The 19,671-nt window shown below is 45.3% G+C and carries 21 protein-coding genes and 1 other RNA gene; 10 read left to right on the plus strand and 12 right to left on the minus strand.

Going from position 1 to position 19,671, the window contains the following annotated elements; translation table 11 throughout:
* Nucleotides 1-27: 27 nt before the first annotated feature.
* On the minus strand, nt 28-927 hold the full coding sequence (gene nudC / locus VX941_03430; GenBank protein ID MEE2932457.1) for an NAD(+) diphosphatase: 900 nt from the start codon (nt 925-927) through the stop codon (nt 28-30).
* A gap of 90 nt (nt 928-1,017) precedes the next feature.
* Here nudC and ffs point away from each other — a divergent pair.
* The 4 genes from ffs (at nt 1,018) to recR (ending at nt 3,833) form a co-directional block, all read left to right on the plus strand.
* Nucleotides 1,018-1,115: signal recognition particle sRNA small type (ffs, locus tag VX941_03435), an RNA gene on the plus strand.
* Between the two features lie 43 nt (nt 1,116-1,158).
* Complete coding sequence (locus VX941_03440) at nt 1,159-2,892, plus strand: DNA polymerase III subunit gamma/tau (protein ID MEE2932458.1); 1,734 nt, start codon at nt 1,159-1,161, stop codon at nt 2,890-2,892.
* A 3-nt stretch (nt 2,893-2,895) separates the two neighbouring features.
* Complete coding sequence (locus tag VX941_03445) at nt 2,896-3,219, plus strand: YbaB/EbfC family nucleoid-associated protein (protein ID MEE2932459.1); 324 nt, start codon at nt 2,896-2,898, stop codon at nt 3,217-3,219.
* A gap of 14 nt (nt 3,220-3,233) precedes the next feature.
* Entirely contained in the window at nt 3,234-3,833 is a 600-nt protein-coding gene (recR, locus tag VX941_03450; GenBank protein ID MEE2932460.1) for a recombination mediator RecR, read from the plus strand.
* Nucleotides 3,834-4,089: 256 nt separating this feature from the next.
* Here recR and rmuC read toward each other — a convergent pair whose 3' ends face one another.
* Nucleotides 4,090-5,193 (minus strand): DNA recombination protein RmuC, encoded by a 1,104-nt coding sequence (rmuC, locus tag VX941_03455; GenBank protein ID MEE2932461.1) that lies wholly within the window; start codon nt 5,191-5,193, stop codon nt 4,090-4,092.
* Between the two features lie 110 nt (nt 5,194-5,303).
* On the opposite strand from rmuC, the gene def reads away from it, so the two are divergent.
* Genes def through truA form a run of 3 tightly spaced genes read left to right on the plus strand, consistent with a single transcriptional unit; the run spans nt 5,304 to nt 7,510 of the window.
* A complete protein-coding gene (def, locus tag VX941_03460) occupies nt 5,304-5,840 on the plus strand; it encodes a peptide deformylase (protein MEE2932462.1) in 537 nt (178 codons plus the stop codon).
* 12 nt (nt 5,841-5,852) lie between these two features.
* Nucleotides 5,853-6,773, plus strand: coding sequence for a methionyl-tRNA formyltransferase (gene fmt / locus VX941_03465; GenBank protein ID MEE2932463.1), 921 nt, complete (start codon nt 5,853-5,855; stop codon nt 6,771-6,773).
* Entirely contained in the window at nt 6,770-7,510 is a 741-nt protein-coding gene (gene truA / locus VX941_03470) for a tRNA pseudouridine(38-40) synthase TruA (protein ID MEE2932464.1), read from the plus strand. The genes fmt and truA overlap by 4 nt, the downstream gene beginning before the upstream one ends.
* A 253-nt stretch (nt 7,511-7,763) precedes the next feature.
* Here truA and dapE read toward each other — a convergent pair whose 3' ends face one another.
* The 9 genes from dapE to rpmH all read right to left on the minus strand — a co-directional run bounded on the left by dapE (nt 7,764) and on the right by rpmH (nt 14,993).
* Nucleotides 7,764-8,921 (minus strand): succinyl-diaminopimelate desuccinylase, encoded by a 1,158-nt coding sequence (gene dapE / locus VX941_03475; protein MEE2932465.1) that lies wholly within the window; start codon nt 8,919-8,921, stop codon nt 7,764-7,766.
* A 2-nt stretch (nt 8,922-8,923) separates the two neighbouring features.
* A complete protein-coding gene (dapD, locus tag VX941_03480) occupies nt 8,924-9,766 on the minus strand; it encodes a 2,3,4,5-tetrahydropyridine-2,6-dicarboxylate N-succinyltransferase (protein ID MEE2932466.1) in 843 nt (280 codons plus the stop codon).
* A gap of 86 nt (nt 9,767-9,852) precedes the next feature.
* Nucleotides 9,853-10,521, minus strand: a complete 669-nt coding sequence (locus VX941_03485) for a pyrimidine 5'-nucleotidase (GenBank protein ID MEE2932467.1) — start codon at nt 10,519-10,521, stop codon at nt 9,853-9,855.
* Between the two features lie 230 nt (nt 10,522-10,751).
* Nucleotides 10,752-11,651, minus strand: coding sequence for an acetylglutamate kinase (argB, locus tag VX941_03490; protein ID MEE2932468.1), 900 nt, complete (start codon nt 11,649-11,651; stop codon nt 10,752-10,754).
* A 34-nt stretch (nt 11,652-11,685) separates the two neighbouring features.
* Nucleotides 11,686-12,390, minus strand: a complete 705-nt coding sequence (gene yihA, locus VX941_03495; GenBank protein ID MEE2932469.1) for a ribosome biogenesis GTP-binding protein YihA/YsxC — start codon at nt 12,388-12,390, stop codon at nt 11,686-11,688.
* The gene (gene yidC, locus VX941_03500) at nt 12,374-14,185 is read right to left on the minus strand and encodes a membrane protein insertase YidC (GenBank protein ID MEE2932470.1); all 1,812 of its coding nucleotides are present in this window, start codon (nt 14,183-14,185) and stop codon (nt 12,374-12,376) included. The genes yihA and yidC overlap by 17 nt, the downstream gene beginning before the upstream one ends.
* A 23-nt stretch (nt 14,186-14,208) precedes the next feature.
* A complete protein-coding gene (gene yidD / locus VX941_03505; protein ID MEE2932471.1) occupies nt 14,209-14,466 on the minus strand; it encodes a membrane protein insertion efficiency factor YidD in 258 nt (85 codons plus the stop codon).
* Nucleotides 14,467-14,856 (minus strand): ribonuclease P protein component, encoded by a 390-nt coding sequence (rnpA, locus tag VX941_03510; protein ID MEE2932472.1) that lies wholly within the window; start codon nt 14,854-14,856, stop codon nt 14,467-14,469.
* Between the two features lie 2 nt (nt 14,857-14,858).
* Nucleotides 14,859-14,993, minus strand: a complete 135-nt coding sequence (gene rpmH, locus VX941_03515; protein ID MEE2932473.1) for a 50S ribosomal protein L34 — start codon at nt 14,991-14,993, stop codon at nt 14,859-14,861.
* 165 nt (nt 14,994-15,158) lie between these two features.
* On the opposite strand from rpmH, the gene VX941_03520 reads away from it, so the two are divergent.
* From VX941_03520 to panC, 3 genes are all read left to right on the plus strand, one after another.
* On the plus strand, nt 15,159-15,941 hold the full coding sequence (locus tag VX941_03520; protein MEE2932474.1) for a TVP38/TMEM64 family protein: 783 nt from the start codon (nt 15,159-15,161) through the stop codon (nt 15,939-15,941).
* Between the two features lie 295 nt (nt 15,942-16,236).
* Nucleotides 16,237-17,067 carry a 3-methyl-2-oxobutanoate hydroxymethyltransferase gene (gene panB, locus VX941_03525; protein MEE2932475.1) on the plus strand — a complete coding sequence of 277 codons (831 nt, stop codon included), beginning with the start codon at nt 16,237-16,239 and terminating at the stop codon, nt 17,065-17,067.
* A gap of 10 nt (nt 17,068-17,077) precedes the next feature.
* Entirely contained in the window at nt 17,078-17,938 is an 861-nt protein-coding gene (panC, locus tag VX941_03530) for a pantoate--beta-alanine ligase (GenBank protein MEE2932476.1), read from the plus strand.
* 195 nt (nt 17,939-18,133) lie between these two features.
* On the opposite strand, the gene VX941_03535 is transcribed toward panC, so the two are convergent.
* Nucleotides 18,134-19,324 (minus strand): hypothetical protein, encoded by a 1,191-nt coding sequence (locus VX941_03535; protein MEE2932477.1) that lies wholly within the window; start codon nt 19,322-19,324, stop codon nt 18,134-18,136.
* Nucleotides 19,325-19,671: the final 347 nt, after the last annotated feature.

A 19,671-nucleotide genomic window follows, 5' to 3' on the forward strand; every position in this document is an offset into this window, starting at 1 on the left:
AACCATTTAAATTATTTAAAAATCGGTTCAAGTCTCCATCCACTCCCTCATCAAACGGTGGGATATTGAGTCCTTTCTTGGCAAACGGAAGGTATCATTCTCTGGCGAATTCCGAAGGTATTCTTTAGAGAACCATCGCGCTCCTCCCTCTAATTCATTATAGTCCACATTCAGCTCGAAAGTGGTGGCACGCGCGGTGAATCCAAGCATTATATTTGCCGGGAACGGCCATGGTTGTGAGGAGTGGTAATTTACATCTGTAATTTCAATCCCTACCTCCTCAAAGACCTCTCGTGCAACTGCATTCTCTAAGCTCTCTCCAGGCTCCACAAAACCTGCAAGAATTGAATGCTGACCGGGCAACATTGTCTTCTTTCGCCCTAAAACAATACGGTCATCTCCGTCATGTATCAGCATAATTACTGCCGGATCAATGCGGGGAAAACAGCTTGTCTTACAATTTTCGTTGGTGCAAACGCGCACGTGCCCTCCATTTTTGCTTTTTGTCGCCGCTCCACAGCACCCACAAAACTTATTACGTTTGTGCCAAGTCATATGGGCTCGCGCAAATGCCATAAGAGAGCTCTCATCGCGAGGTAAAAGTGTTCCAATAGCCCGTAAATCTGCAAATCTACCCTCGTCACGAAACGGGGGTTTCTCGTAATGAGACAAATCAACGGCAAAATGCGCCGTGTCATTAAATAGGCCAAGGAAAACTATAACCGGGCTATCATCAACGATCCTTTTATTCATCGGTACGGTAGTCAGCCTTGGATTCTCAATGTCAGCAACAAAGTTCCGGCTTCGCCAAATTGGTACAATTTGGCTTGAATCCGAAGCAATCTGGCGTTCAAGCCACACTTTGTCAGTACGCAAATGACCAGCTTTATCAAAACCAGGCCTATCATAAAAATTCCAAGACTTCATGAACAGCAAACTGACATGCCAACGATTATGTTTCAAGATTTTGCATGATCGTATGTTCCACTCTTGACGTATACTGCTATAGTAGCGGTGGGTGGCCGGCCGTTGGACGGGTCTCTTGTCAATCCGGTCAGGTCCGAAAGGAAGCAGCCGTAGCTAGTTTGACTCGGGTCATCGGTCCGGTCTCCCACTTTTTCACCGAAACTAAGTCTTATCTGAAGCAGTTCTTACAAAATGCCTACAAACTCCGAAAATAAAGAATCCGCAGGCTATCGCGTTCTAGCAAGAAAATACCGGCCATCGAATTTCAAAGAACTCGTCGGCCAGGATGGGATGGTGCAAACCCTAAAAAATTCCATAGTTTCTGGACGCGTCGCACATGCCTTTATGTTAACGGGAGTACGCGGCGTTGGCAAAACCACCACGGCACGCATAATTGCAAAAGCACTCAATTGCGTTAGACCCGAAGGAGGAGGCAAAGAAACCGCGGATCCTTGTGGTGTTTGCGAGCCATGTAGAGCCATAGCCGAAGACCGACATATCGACGTCATAGAGATGGATGCTGCTAGCCGAACTGGAGTTGATGATATTCGCGAGTTGATAGAGGGAGTTCGCTACCGGCCAAGCGGAGCCCGATTTAAAATTTATATAATCGATGAAGTACACATGCTGTCAAAAAATGCTTTCAATGCACTCCTCAAAACTCTTGAGGAGCCCCCCGAACATGTGAAGTTTATATTTGCAACGACCGAAATCAGAAAAGTACCAATAACAGTCCTGTCACGCTGCCAAAGGTTTGATCTGAAGCGCATAACCATAGAAGATTTAAATGCGCATCTGCAGATTATTATAAAAAAAGAAAACATAAAAACTGACGCAATTGCCCTGCAATTAATTTCCAATGCAGCGGATGGATCGGTCCGTGACAGTTTATCACTTCTTGATCAAGCTATATCGCTTAGCGATGGGGTCCTTACCGGGAATATTGTTAAATCAATGCTTGGCTTAGTAGATCGCAGCAATATTTACGATCTATATGAAGCCTTAATGAAAGGCGAAATAAAAATAGCGCTCGAAACTTTTTCATTAATGCATGAAAATGGTGCAGATCCTATAATAGTGTTGCAAAACCTTCTCGACATAACCTATTGGGTCACACGGGTTAAGATTGATCCGAATATCAGCAAAACAGCTTCTGTACCTGAAATTGAGCAGTTACGTGGCGACCATCTGGCCAACAAAGTTGAGATGCCAACGCTCACACGGAATTGGCAAATGATACTTAAAGGTCTGAAAGAAGCGAGTAATGCCCCGGCGCCCCGACAAGCCGCTGAAATGGTATTGGTCCGTTTAGCCTACGCGGCTGAACTACCCCCAGCTACTACCCTGATAAAGACGATAGAGGGCGATTCTCGAGCAGCATTAACTAATGCGGAAAAGGCAAGCCCTACCAGTAATGTGAACCCAAATCTTCCAATAGCTAGGGGAGAGGCTGTGGGACCCGCTCCAGACAAAAAAGCAAATAATGAGTTGCGTATATCAGCCTCTCCAAAAAATTTCGAGGAAGTTGTAGCCCTATTCGATTCAAGAAAAGAGGCGTCAATTTGCAGCAATCTGCGCAGAAATGTTCATTTGGTTCATTTCGAGCCGGGCCGCATCGAAATTCGCCCGAACACTCATGCCCCTCGTGATTTAGCAAGCCGTACGGCGGCACAACTCAGTGATTGGACTGGCACACGGTGGATCGTAAGCATCTCGCAGGAACAAGGTGAGTCAACATTGGAACAGCAGTTTCAACAAAGGGAACAACAAAAGAAAGATGCTGTTGAAATACTCCCTGCAGTGCAGGCAATCAAAAAAGCATTCCCGGGGGCTGCGGTTGCTAAAGTCACACCGAAATCCGAACTTTTCATTTCAGAGGCAGATGACAACTTGCAGAAAAATCACAGAATTAAGGAAAAGGATTGATTTATGAAGAACCTAGGACAATTGATGAAACAAGCTCAAGAAATGCAAGAGAAAATGGGTTCGTTCCAAGAAAGTCTGGCTGAGCTTAATGTTTCAGGCAGTGCCGGTGGAGGCATGGTAATGGTATCTTTGAACGGAAAAGGTGAAATGCGGAGTTTAAAACTTGATCCAAATCTGATTGATCCTGCGGAAATAGAAATTCTCGAAGACCTAGTTGTGGCGGCTCACAATGACGCAAAAATGAAATTAGAACAACTTGTCCAAGAGAAAACATCTGAAATGATGGGTGGATTTCAGCTACCACCCGGTATGAAATTACCCTTTTAATATTTTATTCGTTTATGACTCCAATAGACAAATTGATACACTTATTGGCACGATTACCGGGCCTAGGTCCTCGTTCAGCACGTCGAGTTGCTCTCTTCCTTATCAAGAAGAATGAAAGCCTTCTTGTTCCGCTACGTGAAGCCCTCGGTGAAATTAGTAACAGCATCAAATACTGCGAAGATTGTGGGAATGTGGACACTGTTTCCCCTTGCCTAATCTGTTGTGACGCAAAAAGAAATTCAAATCAGCTTTGCGTGCTTGAAGAAGTTGCAGATCTTTGGGCAATGGAACGTACGAGTGCCTTTAAAGGGCGATACCATGTTCTAGGCGGCAGGCTATCGGCAATAGATGGCATTGGCCCCGAAGATTTGAATATTGAAGGCCTTATCGAACGAGTCAAAAATCAAAAAATAACCGAAATTATTCTAGCAACTAACCTGACAGTAGATGGCGAGACAACTGCTCACTACATAACTGAGTGCTTATCGGAATCCAATGTAAAAATCACACGACTTGCCCACGGAGTGCCTGTAGGTGGAGAACTAGATTTCTTGGACGATGGTACATTGACGGCAGCACTAAAAGCACGCCGGCAAGTCAATTCCCAGTTTTAAAAACAAAAGCTATTCACTAGTTTTGCCTCGATACAGGTTACATAAGAATGCCGTTTGACCCGTGTGCCATTTTAATAAGGCAGGGAGTAGGCTGGTTTAATCGCTGAAAATCTCGAAACTCTGTAGCCACAGTAAAATACTTCAATTTATTTTTTTGATCCCTAAAAGAACCAGGCTCTGAGTTCTCTTGGAGATCGATTATTTTGAGAGAATACCCTCCCCAGATCTGACTATCGGTTGCATCAATTACCAACTTTTATTTCTCACGATCATCGCGAAGATCGGGAACTGGGGCCGTGTCTTGGTCCTCCAACTCAACCTCTGCAATACGTACGGCATGTTTTTGTACTTTATCGCTTGAAATACGAATTTGCCTAATGTCCTCCTCAACTTGACCAAAATGTCGCTGTAATTTCAGCACTCGGTCATCGAGCCGCCCCACATCATCATTCATAGCCATTACTTCTTTCTGTATCAACCCGGCCTGTTCCCGCATCTCCGCATCCTTTAGTACTGCACGTATTGTATTTAATGTTGCCATCAAAGTGGTCGGTGAAACAATATAAACTCGTGCCCGATGCGCTTTTTCTACAACGTCCGGCAGCGATGCATGTAATTCTGCGTAAACAGCCTCGGCGGGCAGAAACATCAGCGCGCTATCAGCAGTCTCTCCTGGAATTATATATTTTTCAGAGATATCTCTAACGTGTTTCAAAATATCCGAGGCAAATTTACGCCGTGCAGCTAATTTTTCTTCTTTCCCCTCTGCGATCCGGAAACGGTTGAAACTTTCTAATGGAAACTTAGCATCGATAGCAATCGAGCCGGGCGGACTCGGCATCTTAAGCAGACAATCAACCCGCGTTTGATTTGAAAGTGCTACTTGAAAGCCATATGCATCGGGAGGCAAAATATTTTTCACCTGATCTGCCAGCTGAATTTCACCAAATGCCCCTCGGGTCTGTTTATTTGATAATACCTGTTGTAGGTTAACTACATCGCTTGAAAGCTGCGTAATATTTTCTTGGGCCTTGCCAATGACTGCTAAACGCTCGCGAAGGTCGGTTAAAGCATTTGAATTTTCACTAGCTTGCTTAACTAATGAATCTCCGACCCGCCGGCTTACAGCTTCCAAACGCTCCTCAAGCGACTTTGACAAAGCGCGTTCCTGAGCCTGCAGCCTGCCAGTAATTTGATTTTGCGATACCACTTGTTGTTCGGCCAAAAACTTAATTTGTGCCGAGAGGTCAGCTGATCGATCTCGACGCTGTCCAAACACTACAATTAAGGCCAGAATAAAGGCTGCAGCTGCAACCAGAATTGCGGGCTCTTTAAAAATGTGATCTATCAGTATTTGCATCGTAAATGAAAGGTATCATGGTAATCATATCCTGACACCTCTGATCTTGATTTTCTGCCATGCTACCAATACGAAAAAGGTAGCCCTGTGGCATGAGTGAGTAATAAATTATGACTGTTTTACCGATTATTTTAGCCCCAGACCCAATACTTAAAACAAAGGCTATGCCAGTCCAAACTGTCGATTCAGAGATATGTCAACTTATGGAAGATATGTTAGAGACTATGTATCTGGCTCCTGGAATTGGTCTCGCAGCAACGCAAGTTGGTGTATTAAAGAAAGTGGTTGTTATTGATATTTCAAAAAGAGACCAACTCAATGACCCAATTTGCATGGCTAATCCAGAAATTGTTTGGTCATCAGAAGAAAAAGTTTCCCGCGAAGAGGGATGCCTTTCGTTGCCAGAACAATATGGAGAAATAACGCGCCCAGACCGAATAAAGCTTCGTTACATAGACGAAAATAATGAGAAAGTTGTTAGGGAAGCATCCGGCCTCCTCGCGACTTGCATCCAACACGAGCTGGACCACCTACAAGGTATCTTGTTCATAGATCATCTTTCATCTCTTAAGCGGAATATCATCTTGCGTCGGCTTAAGAAATTGAAAAAAATGAATGTCAAAACCGAAATGAATAAGTCGCATTAACTGGATAACCGTATGGCTCTTCGTGTTGCATTTATGGGCTCTCCCCAATTTTCGGTTTCTCCACTACGAGCAATCGAAAAAGCTGGTCACAATATAGTAGCCGTCTACTGCCAACCGCCGCGTCCAGCCGGCAGGGGGCAAAATGAAAGACCATGCCCAGTTCACACTGTGGGCCAAGAAATGAACGTGCCGATCATGACTCCTGTTAATTTTCGAAAAAAATGTGAGTTAGATGCTTTTACTGCACTTTCACTCGACGTAGCAATTATCTCGGCTTATGGGATCATCCTGCCGAAAGAAATTCTAGAAGCACCTCGGCTTGGTTGCATTAACATACATGCTTCTCTGCTGCCACGTTGGCGCGGGGCCGCACCTATACAGAATGCTATTCGGGCTGGCGACACGCACACAGGTATAACCATAATGCAAATGGATGAAGGACTTGATACCGGCCCAATCCTATCATCGAGGTCAACTCCTATAGACGATGAAACCACCGGGGAAACATTACACCAATCACTTACGGAACTTGGCGCAACATTGATTGTCGAAACACTACGCAAATTAGAGAGCGGTGCCCTTATACCAACCCCCCAACCTCAATCAGGCATTACCTATGCCAGCAAACTTAATCCTACCGAGTCCCGCCTAAACTGGGCACGACCAGCAAACGAACTCGAACGCCAGATCCGGGCGTTTAAACCCTGGCCAGGGAGTTGGTTCGAGTACGATGGAGCTCGTATAAAAGTTTCTTCGGCAGAAACTAGCCGGCTCAAAGGACAGCCTGGAACTGTTCTCGATGATCAATTAACAATAGCTTGCGGTCAGGAAAGTCTGCGGCTACTCCATTTGCAGCGGCCCGGGAAACGTGTGCTGGATACAGCGGCTTTTCTTCGTGGAATGCCCATTCCACCCCTGACCCAACTCAAATGAGAACTCGATGGAAAATCACTGTTGAATATGATGGACAGCCATTTGTTGGCTGGCAACGCCAGAAGAATGGCAAAACAGTCCAAGAAGCGATAGAAAATGCTATTCATTCATTCTCGCAGGAATCGGTAACACTTTATGGTGCGGGACGAACTGATTCTGGCGTCCATGCGCTCGGCCAAAGTGCACACTTTGATCTTAGTTATGCGACTTCCCCAGACACAGTGCGTGATGCGATCAATTTTCACCTTCGGCCTTTACCCATTGTTATTCTGAATGCCGAAAAAACATATGCCAACTTTCACGCACGGGTTGATGCTATAGCACGACATTATAAGTATCGAATACTCAACCGTCGTCCCCCCCCAACTATTGATATTGGCAGGGTTTGGCATGTTCCTCACAAGCTTGACATTAAAGAAATGGCTAGTGCTGCCACTGCTCTCATTGGGAAGCACGATTTCACGAGCTTTAGAGCCACCGCCTGCCAAGCGAATTCACCGATTAAAACTTTGATGCGTCTCAAAATATATAAAGTAGAAAATGAAATACATATTGAAGCCGATGCCCGCTCTTTCCTACACCACCAAGTTCGGAATATAGTAGGCACACTAAAGCTCGTTGGGGAGGGCAAGTGGTGCCGTGCTGATGTAGAACGGGCATTAGCAGCAAGAAACAGGTCTGCAGCTGGTCCAACCGCACCCGCTGAGGGCTTATATCTTACATCAGTAGATTATTAGAATAGGTGTTGTATTTGTTTTGCAAAACTTACATCAGGGCACTTCGACAACGGTCTAACCTAATTGCACTGTAGTTCCATTTTTCTCTGAACATCTGCAGTTTCAAGTCATAACTAAAAGATGAACTCATCTTACATTTATCGTTGTTATTGCCTTAATTTGAATTGCACTCGCAATTATCAACTCAGAAGCGCATGTGGTTGATTTTTGCATTCATATTCTATCTCGGCAAGGAAGGGACATACTAAGTTTTTTATTTCTCAACGCAGAAATAGCCCTTTAATATAGCTCTGTAGATCTCAGTCAACGCCATAACATCCGACAGCGTACAAGACTCATCAACTTTGTGCATGGTTTGACCCACCAGACCAAACTCACAAACAGGACAGTGATCTTTTACAAATCTAGCGTCGGAGGTCCCACCAGTCGTGCTCATCTCAGGGCGCTCTCCTGTAACCTGCTGGACACACTCAGCTACCAAATTACTAAGTGGGCCTGGGGGATAAATAAATGATTCGCCACTTACTTTAGTGGAAATCTCATAATTTGATGCCCCACCCGCAGCTTTATCAAGCTTTTCCTTTATCCAATTCTTCAGAGTGTCTGAACTGTGTAGATCGTTAAACCGAATGTTAAACCGCGCTTCCGCGGTACCAGGAATAAGATTTTCGGTAGGATTGTTTATGTCAATCGACGTGATTTGGACGCTGGACGCATCAAAATAATCGTTGCCGCTATCTAAGGGGTCATCCAAAAGTGATTTCATCATACGAATTAGACGGTGTGATGCGCTATCAGCCAACTTTGGGTAAGCAACATGCCCTTGAACACCATTAACAGTGACAACTGAGTTCATCGAGCCACGTCGCCCGATTTTCATCATTTCTCCAAATCGAGAGGGATTTGTTGGCTCCCCAACCAAACATGCATCCAGTTTTTCTCCTGCAGAAGGGAGCCAATCGAGCACCTTTCGTGTACCATTTATCGCAGGACCCTCCTCATCACCCGTAATTAAGAAACTTATTGAGCCATTGAAATGGTGATCAGTTATCAAACTCGCTGATGCACTGACGAAGGAGGCAATCGCTGTCTTCATATCAACCGCGCCGCGCCCATAGAGAATGCCGTCCACAACATCAGCTCCGAAAGGATCATGCGTCCATTCATTCATGTTTCCTGGCGGAACAACATCAGTGTGACCCGCGAAACAAAAGTTGGGACTGCCTTCGCCGAAACGCGCATAAAGATTGTCCACATCGGCTGTACCCTCTTCAGAAAACACAAGCCTATGACAGGTAAATCCGAGACCCTCTAAAGTGCTCTGGAGCAAACTAAGGGCACCCCCATCTTCCGGAGTAACACTGGGACACCTTATTAGCTGGCGAGAAAGCTCAATCGCATCAACAGGCATGCTTAATCCCGCAATAATTCATTAATTGAAGTTTTCTCGCGGGTACCTTCATCTACCGTCTTGAGAATTACAGCGCAGTAAAGATTAGGGCCAGCTGATCCGTCTGGGAGAGGATCTCCGGCATGACTGCCCGGCACAACAACCGAGTAAGCGGGCACTCTACCGCGCGTAATCACACCAGTCTCACGATCAATAATTTTCGTAGATTGACCTATGAATACGCCCATAGACAGTACCGAGCCCGTCTCGACAATAACTCCTTCGACTACCTCTGAACGTGCACCAATAAAGCAGTTGTCTTCAATAATTACCGGATCTGCTTGCAAGGGCTCAAGTACGCCTCCTATGCCAGCACCTCCTGATATATGGACATTCTTTCCAATCTGGGCGCAGGAGCCAACAGTGGCCCATGTGTCAACCATTGTGCCCGAGTCAACGTACGCACCAAGATTCACGAATGATGGCATTAGCACTACACCAGGAGCGATATATGCGGAACGCCTTATTACGGCCGACGGCACCGATCGAAACGCAGCCTTCTCAAATTCCTTTTCAGTCCAATTTTTCGTTTTTGCGGGTACCTTATCCCACCACATTGAGCCATCAGGCCCCCCCGTTTGGGAACGCATATCCTCTATACGAAACGACAAAAGTACAGCTTTCTTGAGCCATTTATTAACTCGCCAACGACCAGATTTTTTTTCAGCGACCCTTACCTGTCCCGTGTCCATCAAATCAAGTGCTCTTTCTATAGCAACACGAAATTCACCCGTTGTCTCGGAATTAATTGAATCACGGTTTTCCCAAGCCTCATCAATCGCTTTTTCTAAACCTATATCACTCATGATTTTCCCTGTGTTTTGAATGATGTTATTTGGCTCATGCCGATTGCATTTTCGCAACGAAATTTATTAAGTCAAGATTTGCTGCCCTAGAGTGAGTCTGACAACTTGCCAAGCCACCTGGTTAAATCATTTACTCGATGGTCGATATATTTACCCTCTTTATCTTCACCTGACCATTCATACGAGTTCGTAATAAGTACAGTTTCCATTCCTAAACTCTTTGCCGGCTCTAAATTACAAGCCACATCCTCTACCATGACCGATTTATGAGGATTAATGGCACAGCTTTCTATCAACCTACGATACCCAGTAATGCTTGGTTTAGGGATGAAATCTGCAGCAAAAATATCAAACACACAATCAAAGTGGTGCTCAATGCCTAACCGTTTCATCACGCGCCCTGCATGCTCTGATGTCCCATTAGTAAAAACCAATTTTTGGCCGGGCAACCGTGACAACGAATGTTCCAAAGATGGATTCGGAGATACCACATTAACATCAATATCGTGAACATATTCGAGAAATGCCTCGGGCTTCATTCTATGATTCTGCATAAGCCCATTGAGTGTAGTGCCGTATTCGCGAAAATAACGCTTTTGCAGCTTCCGGGCATCCTCCTCATTCAAATCGAGATAGTCAGCAATGAAGCTTCGCATCCGGATATCAACCTGATGGAATAATTTGCAATCTGCGGGGTACAGAGTGTTATCGAGATCAAAAATCCAGTGTTCTGATTTTGCAATATTTAATGACACGTTGCATACCCATTAAGAAAATTAGCCACTTTTAATTTCATGTTGAGCTTGTTATAGCAAAAAAAATCTGTCCGTTTGGAATTTCAGTGCTGCTTCATTTTAACATGGACCGGCCCAATCCCATCAATATCAGAATAATAGGTGTTATACTTGTTACAAATTTTAAGTTAGTCGAATCGTGGTTCGCAATTACGGTAATTTAAAAGAATGGCAGATTGCTCATCTAAATATCAATGCGATCGAATCAAGGTTCCCGAGCCATGTTCAGTAAAAATTTCTAAAAGCATACCGTGTGGCACTCTACCATCTATTATCACCGCACCTTCAGCCCCACCCTCAACGGCACAGATACAAGTCTCTAGTTTTGGGATCATACCGCCTGAGATAGTCCCGTCCTCCATGAGAAGTTTTGCCTCATCCGTGGAGAGTTCTGGTATTAATTTTCCATCCTTATCAAGCACTCCCTCAACATCTGTCAGAAGAAGAAGACGCTCTGCATCAACGCTAGCAGCAACTGCACCAGCTGCCGTATCTGCGTTTATATTAAAGGTTTGCCCTGCCATATCACAGCCAAGCGGAGCAATTACTGGAATGATCTCAGTCTCTCGCAGCGCGTCAATAATATATGGATTTATCTCTGTCGGCTCTCCTACAAAACCAAGATCTATAGCATTTATGGCTCCGGAAGCTACTGACGTACTTGTTGCCTTCTCAACCGTTATCAAACCTCCATCTTTGCCAGAAATACCAATCGCTTTGCCACCAGCCCTACTGATTTCCGCTGCGATATTTTTATTCAGTTGGCCTGACAATACCATTTCAACAATCTCTACCGTCGCAGCATCAGTTACCCGAAGTCCATCAATGAATTTACTTTTAATCGCTAATCGCTCAAGCATTGCACCGATCTGGGGTCCACCTCCATGTACCACGACAGGGTAAATGCCTACTTGCTGTAACAAAACGATATCATGGGCAAACCCAGCAGCAAGCTTAGAATCACCCATGGCATGCCCGCCATATTTTATAACGAAGGTTTTGCCGCCATAACGGCGCATATATGGAAGCGCCTCGGTAAGTATTCCCGCTTTACCCAACCACTCGGCACGGACCTTTGCTTTATCAATCATATCAAACTTCCAGTTTCTCAAAATGCGATAGATGTTAGCCTACAGGCATACCTTGGCCTAGCTTAGGCACTATTGACAATAGTTCGGCTCGCAATTCTGAGAGCCCTATATCCTTCTGAGCGCTAGTTAAGAAAGCCGAAGGAAATGCCGCTGGATGCCTCAATAATTCCCGCTCGATCTTGCAACGCGTTTGCTGAGCGATATTCCTCACCTTATCAACTTTAGTGAGCACGATTTGATAGGCCACAGCCGCTTGATCAAGCTCTCTCATCAAAGATCGATCGCTATCCTTCAAACCATGGCGGGCATCAACCAAAACACATACACGGCGTAAATTGGCCCGCCCTTTCAGATACAAATGGATCAACTGGGTCCATTTTATTACTGATATCTTAGGTGCACGAGCATATCCATACCCCGGCAAATCAACAAGCATGAGACGATCACCTAAATTGAAAAAATTTATCTGCTGGGTACGGCCAGGTGTATTCGACGTACGGGCCAATGACTTGCGACCCGTCAATGAATTAATCAAACTTGATTTTCCCACATTAGAGCGGCCAACAAATGCGAGTTCGGGTAGAGCATGTAATGGTAATTGCCCAAGCTGAGCTGCGCCAGTGACAAAACCACAGGTTTGCGCAAAAAGCACACGCCCTGCCTCAATTCTATCTCCGTCTACACTCAAGCTATGACAACGCTTTACCAAGACAGCAACACCTCTAGTTAATGCTGACACCCATCCGTTTCATAATCAACCACTGTTGCGCTATTGAGAGGATATTGTTCCAAGCCCAGTAAATTACTAATCCAGCGGGAAATGGCGCAAGGATGAAGGTAAATATGATTGGCATGAACATAAAAATCTTTGCCTGAATTGGGTCTGCGGGAGTAGGGTTGAGCTTCTGTTGAAGATACATTGTTGCTCCCATTATGATGGGCCAGATTCCAATATTAATGAAAGCAAGAGTTGCAGGCACCTCCCACGGAATGAGCCCGAAAAGAGTAAATATACCCAAGGGATCTGGTGCCGAAAGGTCATGGATCCAACCAAAGAATGGCGCTTGTCGCATTTCGATAGACACGAATAAAACTTTATAGAGAGCAAAGAACACCGGAATTTGTATCAGAATTGGAAAACAACCAGCGGCCGGATTTACTTTTTCAGTCTTGTATAAATTCATTAGTTCAGTATTCATGCGCTGGCGATCCTCTCCAAATCTCTCCTTCAATTCTTCCATTTTTGGCTGGAGCGCCTTCATTTTGCTCATCGCGCGATAAGATTTATTAGCGAGTGGAAAGAAGATGATCTTTATGATCACTGTCAATATCAATATGGCGACCCCATAGTTACCAAACATTTCGTTAAAGTAACTCAGTGCCGAGAAAAAAGGCTTTGTGAAAAACCAGAACCAACCAAAATCAATGGCAAGATCAAATTTATCCACTTTGAGTTCCGCCATATATAAATCCAAAAGTTTTTTCTCTTTAGCACCCGCAAAAAAGTTGCTTTTCGCTTCAATCGTCTCACCCGGATTAACAGTCATGGATGGGCTGAGGTAATCAGCCTGGTACGCTTGCTGTGTGCCTCTTTTGTGGCTCACAAAGCTTGTATTTGCTGTCTGCTGTTGGTTTGGAATTAAGGCTGTAAGCCAGTATTTATCCGTGATCCCAAGCCAGCCGCCCGTGCTCTCAAAACGCTTAGGCCTCCCGTCGTCGAACTCGTCATAATCTACCTCCTGCAACACTCCCTTAAGAACGCCAATCATTCCCTCATGCAAAATGTAGAACCCTAAGACTTCAGGTGTGCCGGTTCGTGAGACCAACCCGTAAGGTGCAAGTGCAATCGTTTGAGTTGTTATGTTCTTCACACGCTGAGTGATTTGAAACATGTAAGAATCATCAAGAGAAATTACACGCTCAAATAACAATCCTTTACCGTTATCCCAGCTAAGAGTAACGGATTTGCCGGGGCTTAAGACGGAGCGATTTGCCTTCCATACGCTCTTAGCATCTGGAACTTTAACTGCATTTCCAAGCCAACCAAATTCTGCATAATATGGCTGCTCAGAGCCTTGTGGCTGTAATAAAATGATTTCTTCACTATTAGGATCAAGCGACGACCTATAGCCTTTAAGAACCAAATCATCAATGCGGGCTCCGGTCAAAGCAATTGATCCTGTCAAACGCGTTGAAGAGATTTTTACTCGACCCCCACTGTCTTGGAGCGCCGAGGCACGGTCTTTGAAAATTGGCTTGAGGCTTTTCGGAGAAGGTTGCCGTACCATATCTTTTGTATCGGCACCCAACTTGGGCCCCGCGTCAGCAGTTACATTCTGATCAATTGCTTTGCCACGAACATCGGTTGATGTTTGTCCGCCAAGATTTTCGGCCGGCGTTTTTTGCTCTAACTCCTTTTGGTCCTGACCCATCTCCTCGGGTGGTGGTGGCGGAAAAATAATGTTGAATCCGACAACAATCATTAACGAGACTGTTATCGCCAATAGCATATTCTTTTGTTGTTCGGGCAACATAAAAAAATCCAGTTCTGTACAAGTTAACCAGGTGGTAACTGGGAGTGGTTATCATCCGCGTCAGGTGGTACTGGGTCGTAACCCGAGGACCCCCAAGGGTTACATCGCAAAATGCGCGCGATTCCGAGCAAAACCCCGTTCCATGGACCGTGGATTTTAATCGCTTCAGCAACGTAAGTTGAACAATTCGGGGAGAATCGACAGTTATTCCCTGTAAAAGCGGCAACAGTAAGCTGATAGCAGCGAATGCAGAATACAAGACATTTTCCAACAAAGTGCATTCATTTTCCCCTAGCTTCAAATTGAGACGCCATCACACCAGCTTTGCGCCATACATTCAATTTCTTCATCGCAGTCTTCAGATCCGCTTGTATTGCATGAAACGGCTGTTTAGTTGTCGCCAACCTTGCTATAATTACGTAATCGCAACCCAATACGCCATGTGAAGGCATAACCTCCTCCACCGCTGCACGCAAGCGTCGCTTAGCCCTATTGCGAACTACAGCGTTGCCAACCCTCCTGCTAGCAGTATAGCCGACACGTATAGTCTTACCAGCCTCGCTATTAAGGCACACCTGTAATAACAGGCTCGGGGCAACAAAGTAGCGTCGAGCGGCAGCCACGTGGAGAAACTGTGCGCGCTGTTTCAGCGGCAATATGCCAGTCGGCATGCCTATGCAGACAAAATCTTGCGGCCCTTGGCGCGCCGCCGGGCAAGAACTTGACGGCCGGACTTCGTTGCCATTCGAGCGCGAAAACCATGGCGACGTTTACGGACTAATCTACTCGGTTGAAATGTACGTTTCACAAAGGACTCCAAACGCTATTAAATATCGTGCGCTCTATAGGATTTATCGCCAACTAAGTCAACGATCCCTGCAAAACAAGTGATCAAGAAGAATGCAACTAAATGGCAATCCAAACAAAATTTTTGTAGCACATTATCCTCCGCCAACTACTGTTAAAGAATATCATGATTACAAAACCAACAAAAATTGACCCTGACGCGGAATGTAGACTCTGGGAGAGCTTCCGACCACTCTGTATCGGAATAGGTGTGTCGCTAATACTTGGGTTAGGGTTTGTTATATTCTCTATCTCAGGTCTTGGCGAATTCGCCACGTTGGAGACTATAAAAGCCCATAGACACTGGATTTTGGGACAGGCCAAACAATACCCTTCCATGATAACAGCGATTTTTATGCTTACCTATATAATGAGCGTAGCCCTCTCATTGCCAATAGGTACATTGCTTACGATTTTGGGGGGATATATATTCGGCCAAGCGCTCGGAACAATATATGTCGTAACCTCGGCGACCACTGGTGCTTACATCGTTTTTTCATTAGCTAAAACTGCACTAGGCATGTCACTTCGTGAACGTGCCGAACGTAATATCAAAATAATGGAGCCAGGTTTTCAAAAAAATGCTCTTTACTACATGCTTTTCCTACGACTGATACCAATATTTCCCTTTTTCATAGTAAATATTGTGCCGGCCTTCTTGGGTGTTGGTCTAAGACCGTATTTATTGGGTACTTTTTTTGGCATCATACCAAGCACTTTCATCTTCGCAACAGCCGGTGCAAGCCTAGGATCAATATTAAGCAGCGGCAATACCTTCACAGTCGATTATATACTCACGCCTGATTCGATTGTATTACTTTGCAGTATTGCCACCTTCACTCTGCTTCCAGTTTTGTACAAGCGACTAAGACGCCGGGCAACTCGGCATATAAATGCGGGCAATAATTAGCCAACTTTTAGGTGCTATCTTACATTCAAATATTACTTAAACAACGCCCTAAATTAGTTTTGATCTATTGGAAGACGGAAGAAAGAAGACTTTACTAAAATTACAATAGCCGCTTTTTGTAATTTGGCGAATTCAGATCTAACACGCTTTCCACAAAGACTTTATCGGTTCCTATATGGAAAATTGCACTGTGACGTGAGAGAATCCAAGTTCTCTCTTGCTGCAATGCACCACATGTGACATGTAACTCACGTCGACGTGATCGTACCGCAGGATGGTGGATGGGACCACAACCATGAATAAAACTGAACGACGTCTAACAGCACCAGACATCCAGGCCAGGAAAGGCGGGGAGCCAATTGTGTGCTTAACGGCATACACTGCACCAACTGCCGAAATTCTTGATCGATATGTGGATCTCCTATTGGTGGGAGACTCAGTGGCAATGGTTCTTTATGGAATGGAGACAACACTAGGTATCTCACTCGACACAATGATTGGTCACGGCAAAGCAGTAGTAAGGGCTTCTAGTACTGCCCTTGTTGCTGTTGATATGCCGTTTGGAAGCTACCAAGGAAGTAAAGAAGAAGCATTTCGGAATGCGGCTCGAATAATGTCTGAAACTGGCTGCCAAGCTATAAAACTAGAAGGTGGCGTAGAGATGGAGGACACGGTGCATTTTCTAAGTGAACGTGGGGTGCCGGTTTTCGGGCACGTAGGCCTGCGACCACAAAGTCTGCATACCGCCGGCGGGTTCCGTAGCCATGGAAAAGACCACAGAGAAGCAGACCAGATCTTGCGAGATGCGGAAGCTATAGCCCAAGCAGGGGCATTCGCAATCGTGATTGAGGGAACAGTTGAGCCGGTAGCCGCTCGTGTTACTGAAAACACGCCAGTTCCAATAATTGGTATCGGCGCCTCACCACGCTGTGACGGTCAAGTGTTAGTAACCGAAGATCTAGTTGGTATGTTTAATACGTTCCGCCCGAAGTTTGTGAAGAGGTACGCAGAGCTCAACAATGAAATGGCGAAAGCGGTTGAAAAGTTTTCTCACGATGTCCGTCAACGAAAGTTTCCAGATGCAGAACATTGTTTTGGAGCAGAGCCACGCAAAGTCTCGGGCTAGCTTTTAGAGTATGCCTGAAATCATTCGTACTGTTACTGAAATTCGTGCACTGGCTAATACTTGGCGAGTACAGTGCCTGAGAGTGGGACTGGTGGCAACGATGGGTGCGTTGCACAGGGGTCATCTTTCTCTCATTGAGCATGCAAAGGCTGAATGCGACAAAGTTATTGTAAGTATTTTTGTAAACCCCAAGCAATTTTCTGCACATGAGGATCTAGAGAGATATCCGCGCAACGAAGAGCAGGATCTTGAGGCGCTTGAAGCTTTTGATGTGTCTATCGCTTATGCCCCTCCCGTTCAAGAGATCTACGGCCAGAACTTTGCAACTCGGATTGAAGTTGGCCACCTCACCGAATGTATGTGTGGAATAGCGAGACCCGATTTTTTTAGTGGAGTAGCGACAGTAGTCGCTAAGCTTCTGAATCAGTGTGCGCCAGACCGAGCCTATTTCGGCGAAAAAGACTACCAACAATTACTTGTAATACGACAGCTTGTTAAAGATCTAAATATCCCAAGTGAGATTATCGGGTGCCCAACAATACGCGACGAAAATGGCCTCGCGCTGTCATCCCGCAATACTTATCTCAATCATCAACAGCGGCAGGTTGCCGCTACACTCTTTAAAACATTAGAAGAGGCTGCGAGTAATATAGCAAAGGGCGCGCGCTGCAGAGAAGTTGAAGAGTGGGCAGCAGATACTTTAAAAATTGCGGGCTTTAACAATATTGAATATGTAGATGTTAGGGACGGGATAACCTTGGAGAAAACAGAGGACACTATCGGATCCAAAAGATTTGCCAGAATCTTTGCTGCGGCAAACCTGAATTCTACGAGGTTAATCGACAATGTACCCATTGAGTTCAACACTTAATTTGTACAAATGTGTGAGAGGACGAGTTCGTAGAGCCATGAAGCGGGTTAGAAACAACAGTGTTTTTCTTCTAATTCATTCTTATTCCGCTGCCTAACAGGCATGCACAAATGCTAAGCCTTGATATTAAGTATTTTATTGGGAAGCACTTAAAGACATGTCTCGTAGTTTATGTACAGTTCTTTTTTAGGGTGTCTACCGCACGTAAACACGCACCTCATTTGTCCGGGCCGTAGTACTGTTAGCTGCAGTTAAATTCACCCGCGACGCTGGCAAACCCATATCAGTCAACGTTCGGAGAACTCCTTCAGCATTTCGCTTGGCCGCCGTGGTATTTAATATACGCGCGGATGGGGTGCCGGCGTTTGGACTAACTGCCACCAGATCAAAAGCAGCCTCTGGTTTCCGCTCTACGGCACGACTGATCGCGTTATATAATGCCTGCTGATAAGCGACGTTTGGACGATCAAAACGTATAACCACGAGAGGCCGGCTATTTGCTCGGCGCTTACCAGAGCGCACAGCTGCTCGTGTCTTAATCTCGGTTTGCGCAAAGGCGCGATTGACTAAGCTGGCACCGTAGCGTTCTCCATTCTTTATGGCTATGGACATGGTAGTCAAATTACGCCGCTCATTTCCCAAATACCCTGTTTGCCTATTTATGTCATTTGACAACTCATTTAAAAGCCGATCAATAAACACTACCGTACGATTTACTTCATCTTCAAGACGCCGCAACTGAACGTGGTCTTCATCAACGGCTCCGCTCAGGGTGTATGTAGCACGTACGCTGTCGAGGAGATATCCAGCCACAGTGGCTTCAGAGCCCGAGTCATTTGAGAGCCCGTTCATTTTAGATATGTTACCTTCTATCTTCTCCAACTGATTCTGCGCTTCATTCCATTGTTTCACTAGCACTGGATTGCCCGGCGTAGTTCCAGCCTGCAGTTTTGCACTCATTGCTGCGACAATTCCATGGTAGCGTTGGGTGGCTGCCTCATTTTCACCACGGAGCTTCGACATGCGACTGTTTAATCTGTTTATTGCGCCTTTCAACTTCGAAAGGTCTCCGCGCATCGAAAAAATTTTCTTGCCCACAAAAGTGCCTGTTTCCTTGCCTCCCAAAGCCGTTTGGCTTTCTGAAACGGCCCGATCCACAGTTTTGCTGGATTTTCCAGATGGGTTAATTGACTGAGGGGGCTGGTAGGTTCGTCCGACCGATCCAACTGGAGCCGGGGCACTTGGTGCAGCAATATTAATTTTAGTCGAGTTTGAGGCTGCCCGAGGCGCTTCACTCGACAAGGACGGCCACATGGAATTTGACTCACAGCCAGCAAGGAGGGAGCCGCCTAAAAACAAAACGAGCAATTTTCGCGAAAATGTCATTTCAAAATACCACCCTGCGATTTACAAACTTTGTCAATCTTAAACAGAACCAACTTTCATAAGCCCTCTAAGTGCACGCGGCAACACCGAACGCATTGTATTCGAATACAGACCTTCATGCCTAGGAAAAACTCTACCACACATATACACTATACTCCAATTAACCAAATATGGACAATTGAACAGGAATTCGCAACATTTATCCCACCCTAATTGTGACTCTTACTAAACTTATCATTCTCGTAGCTGGTGACCATCGCTAACAAACCAGTTCAGTCAGCAAATGGCCCCATGTTACAATATAGGGTGCCATCCTTAAATAATATATACAATATACAGAATGTTGG

The sequence above is a fragment of the Pseudomonadota bacterium genome, assembly GCA_036339585.1.
Lineage (GTDB): Bacteria > Pseudomonadota > Alphaproteobacteria > UBA8366 > UBA8366 > UBA8366.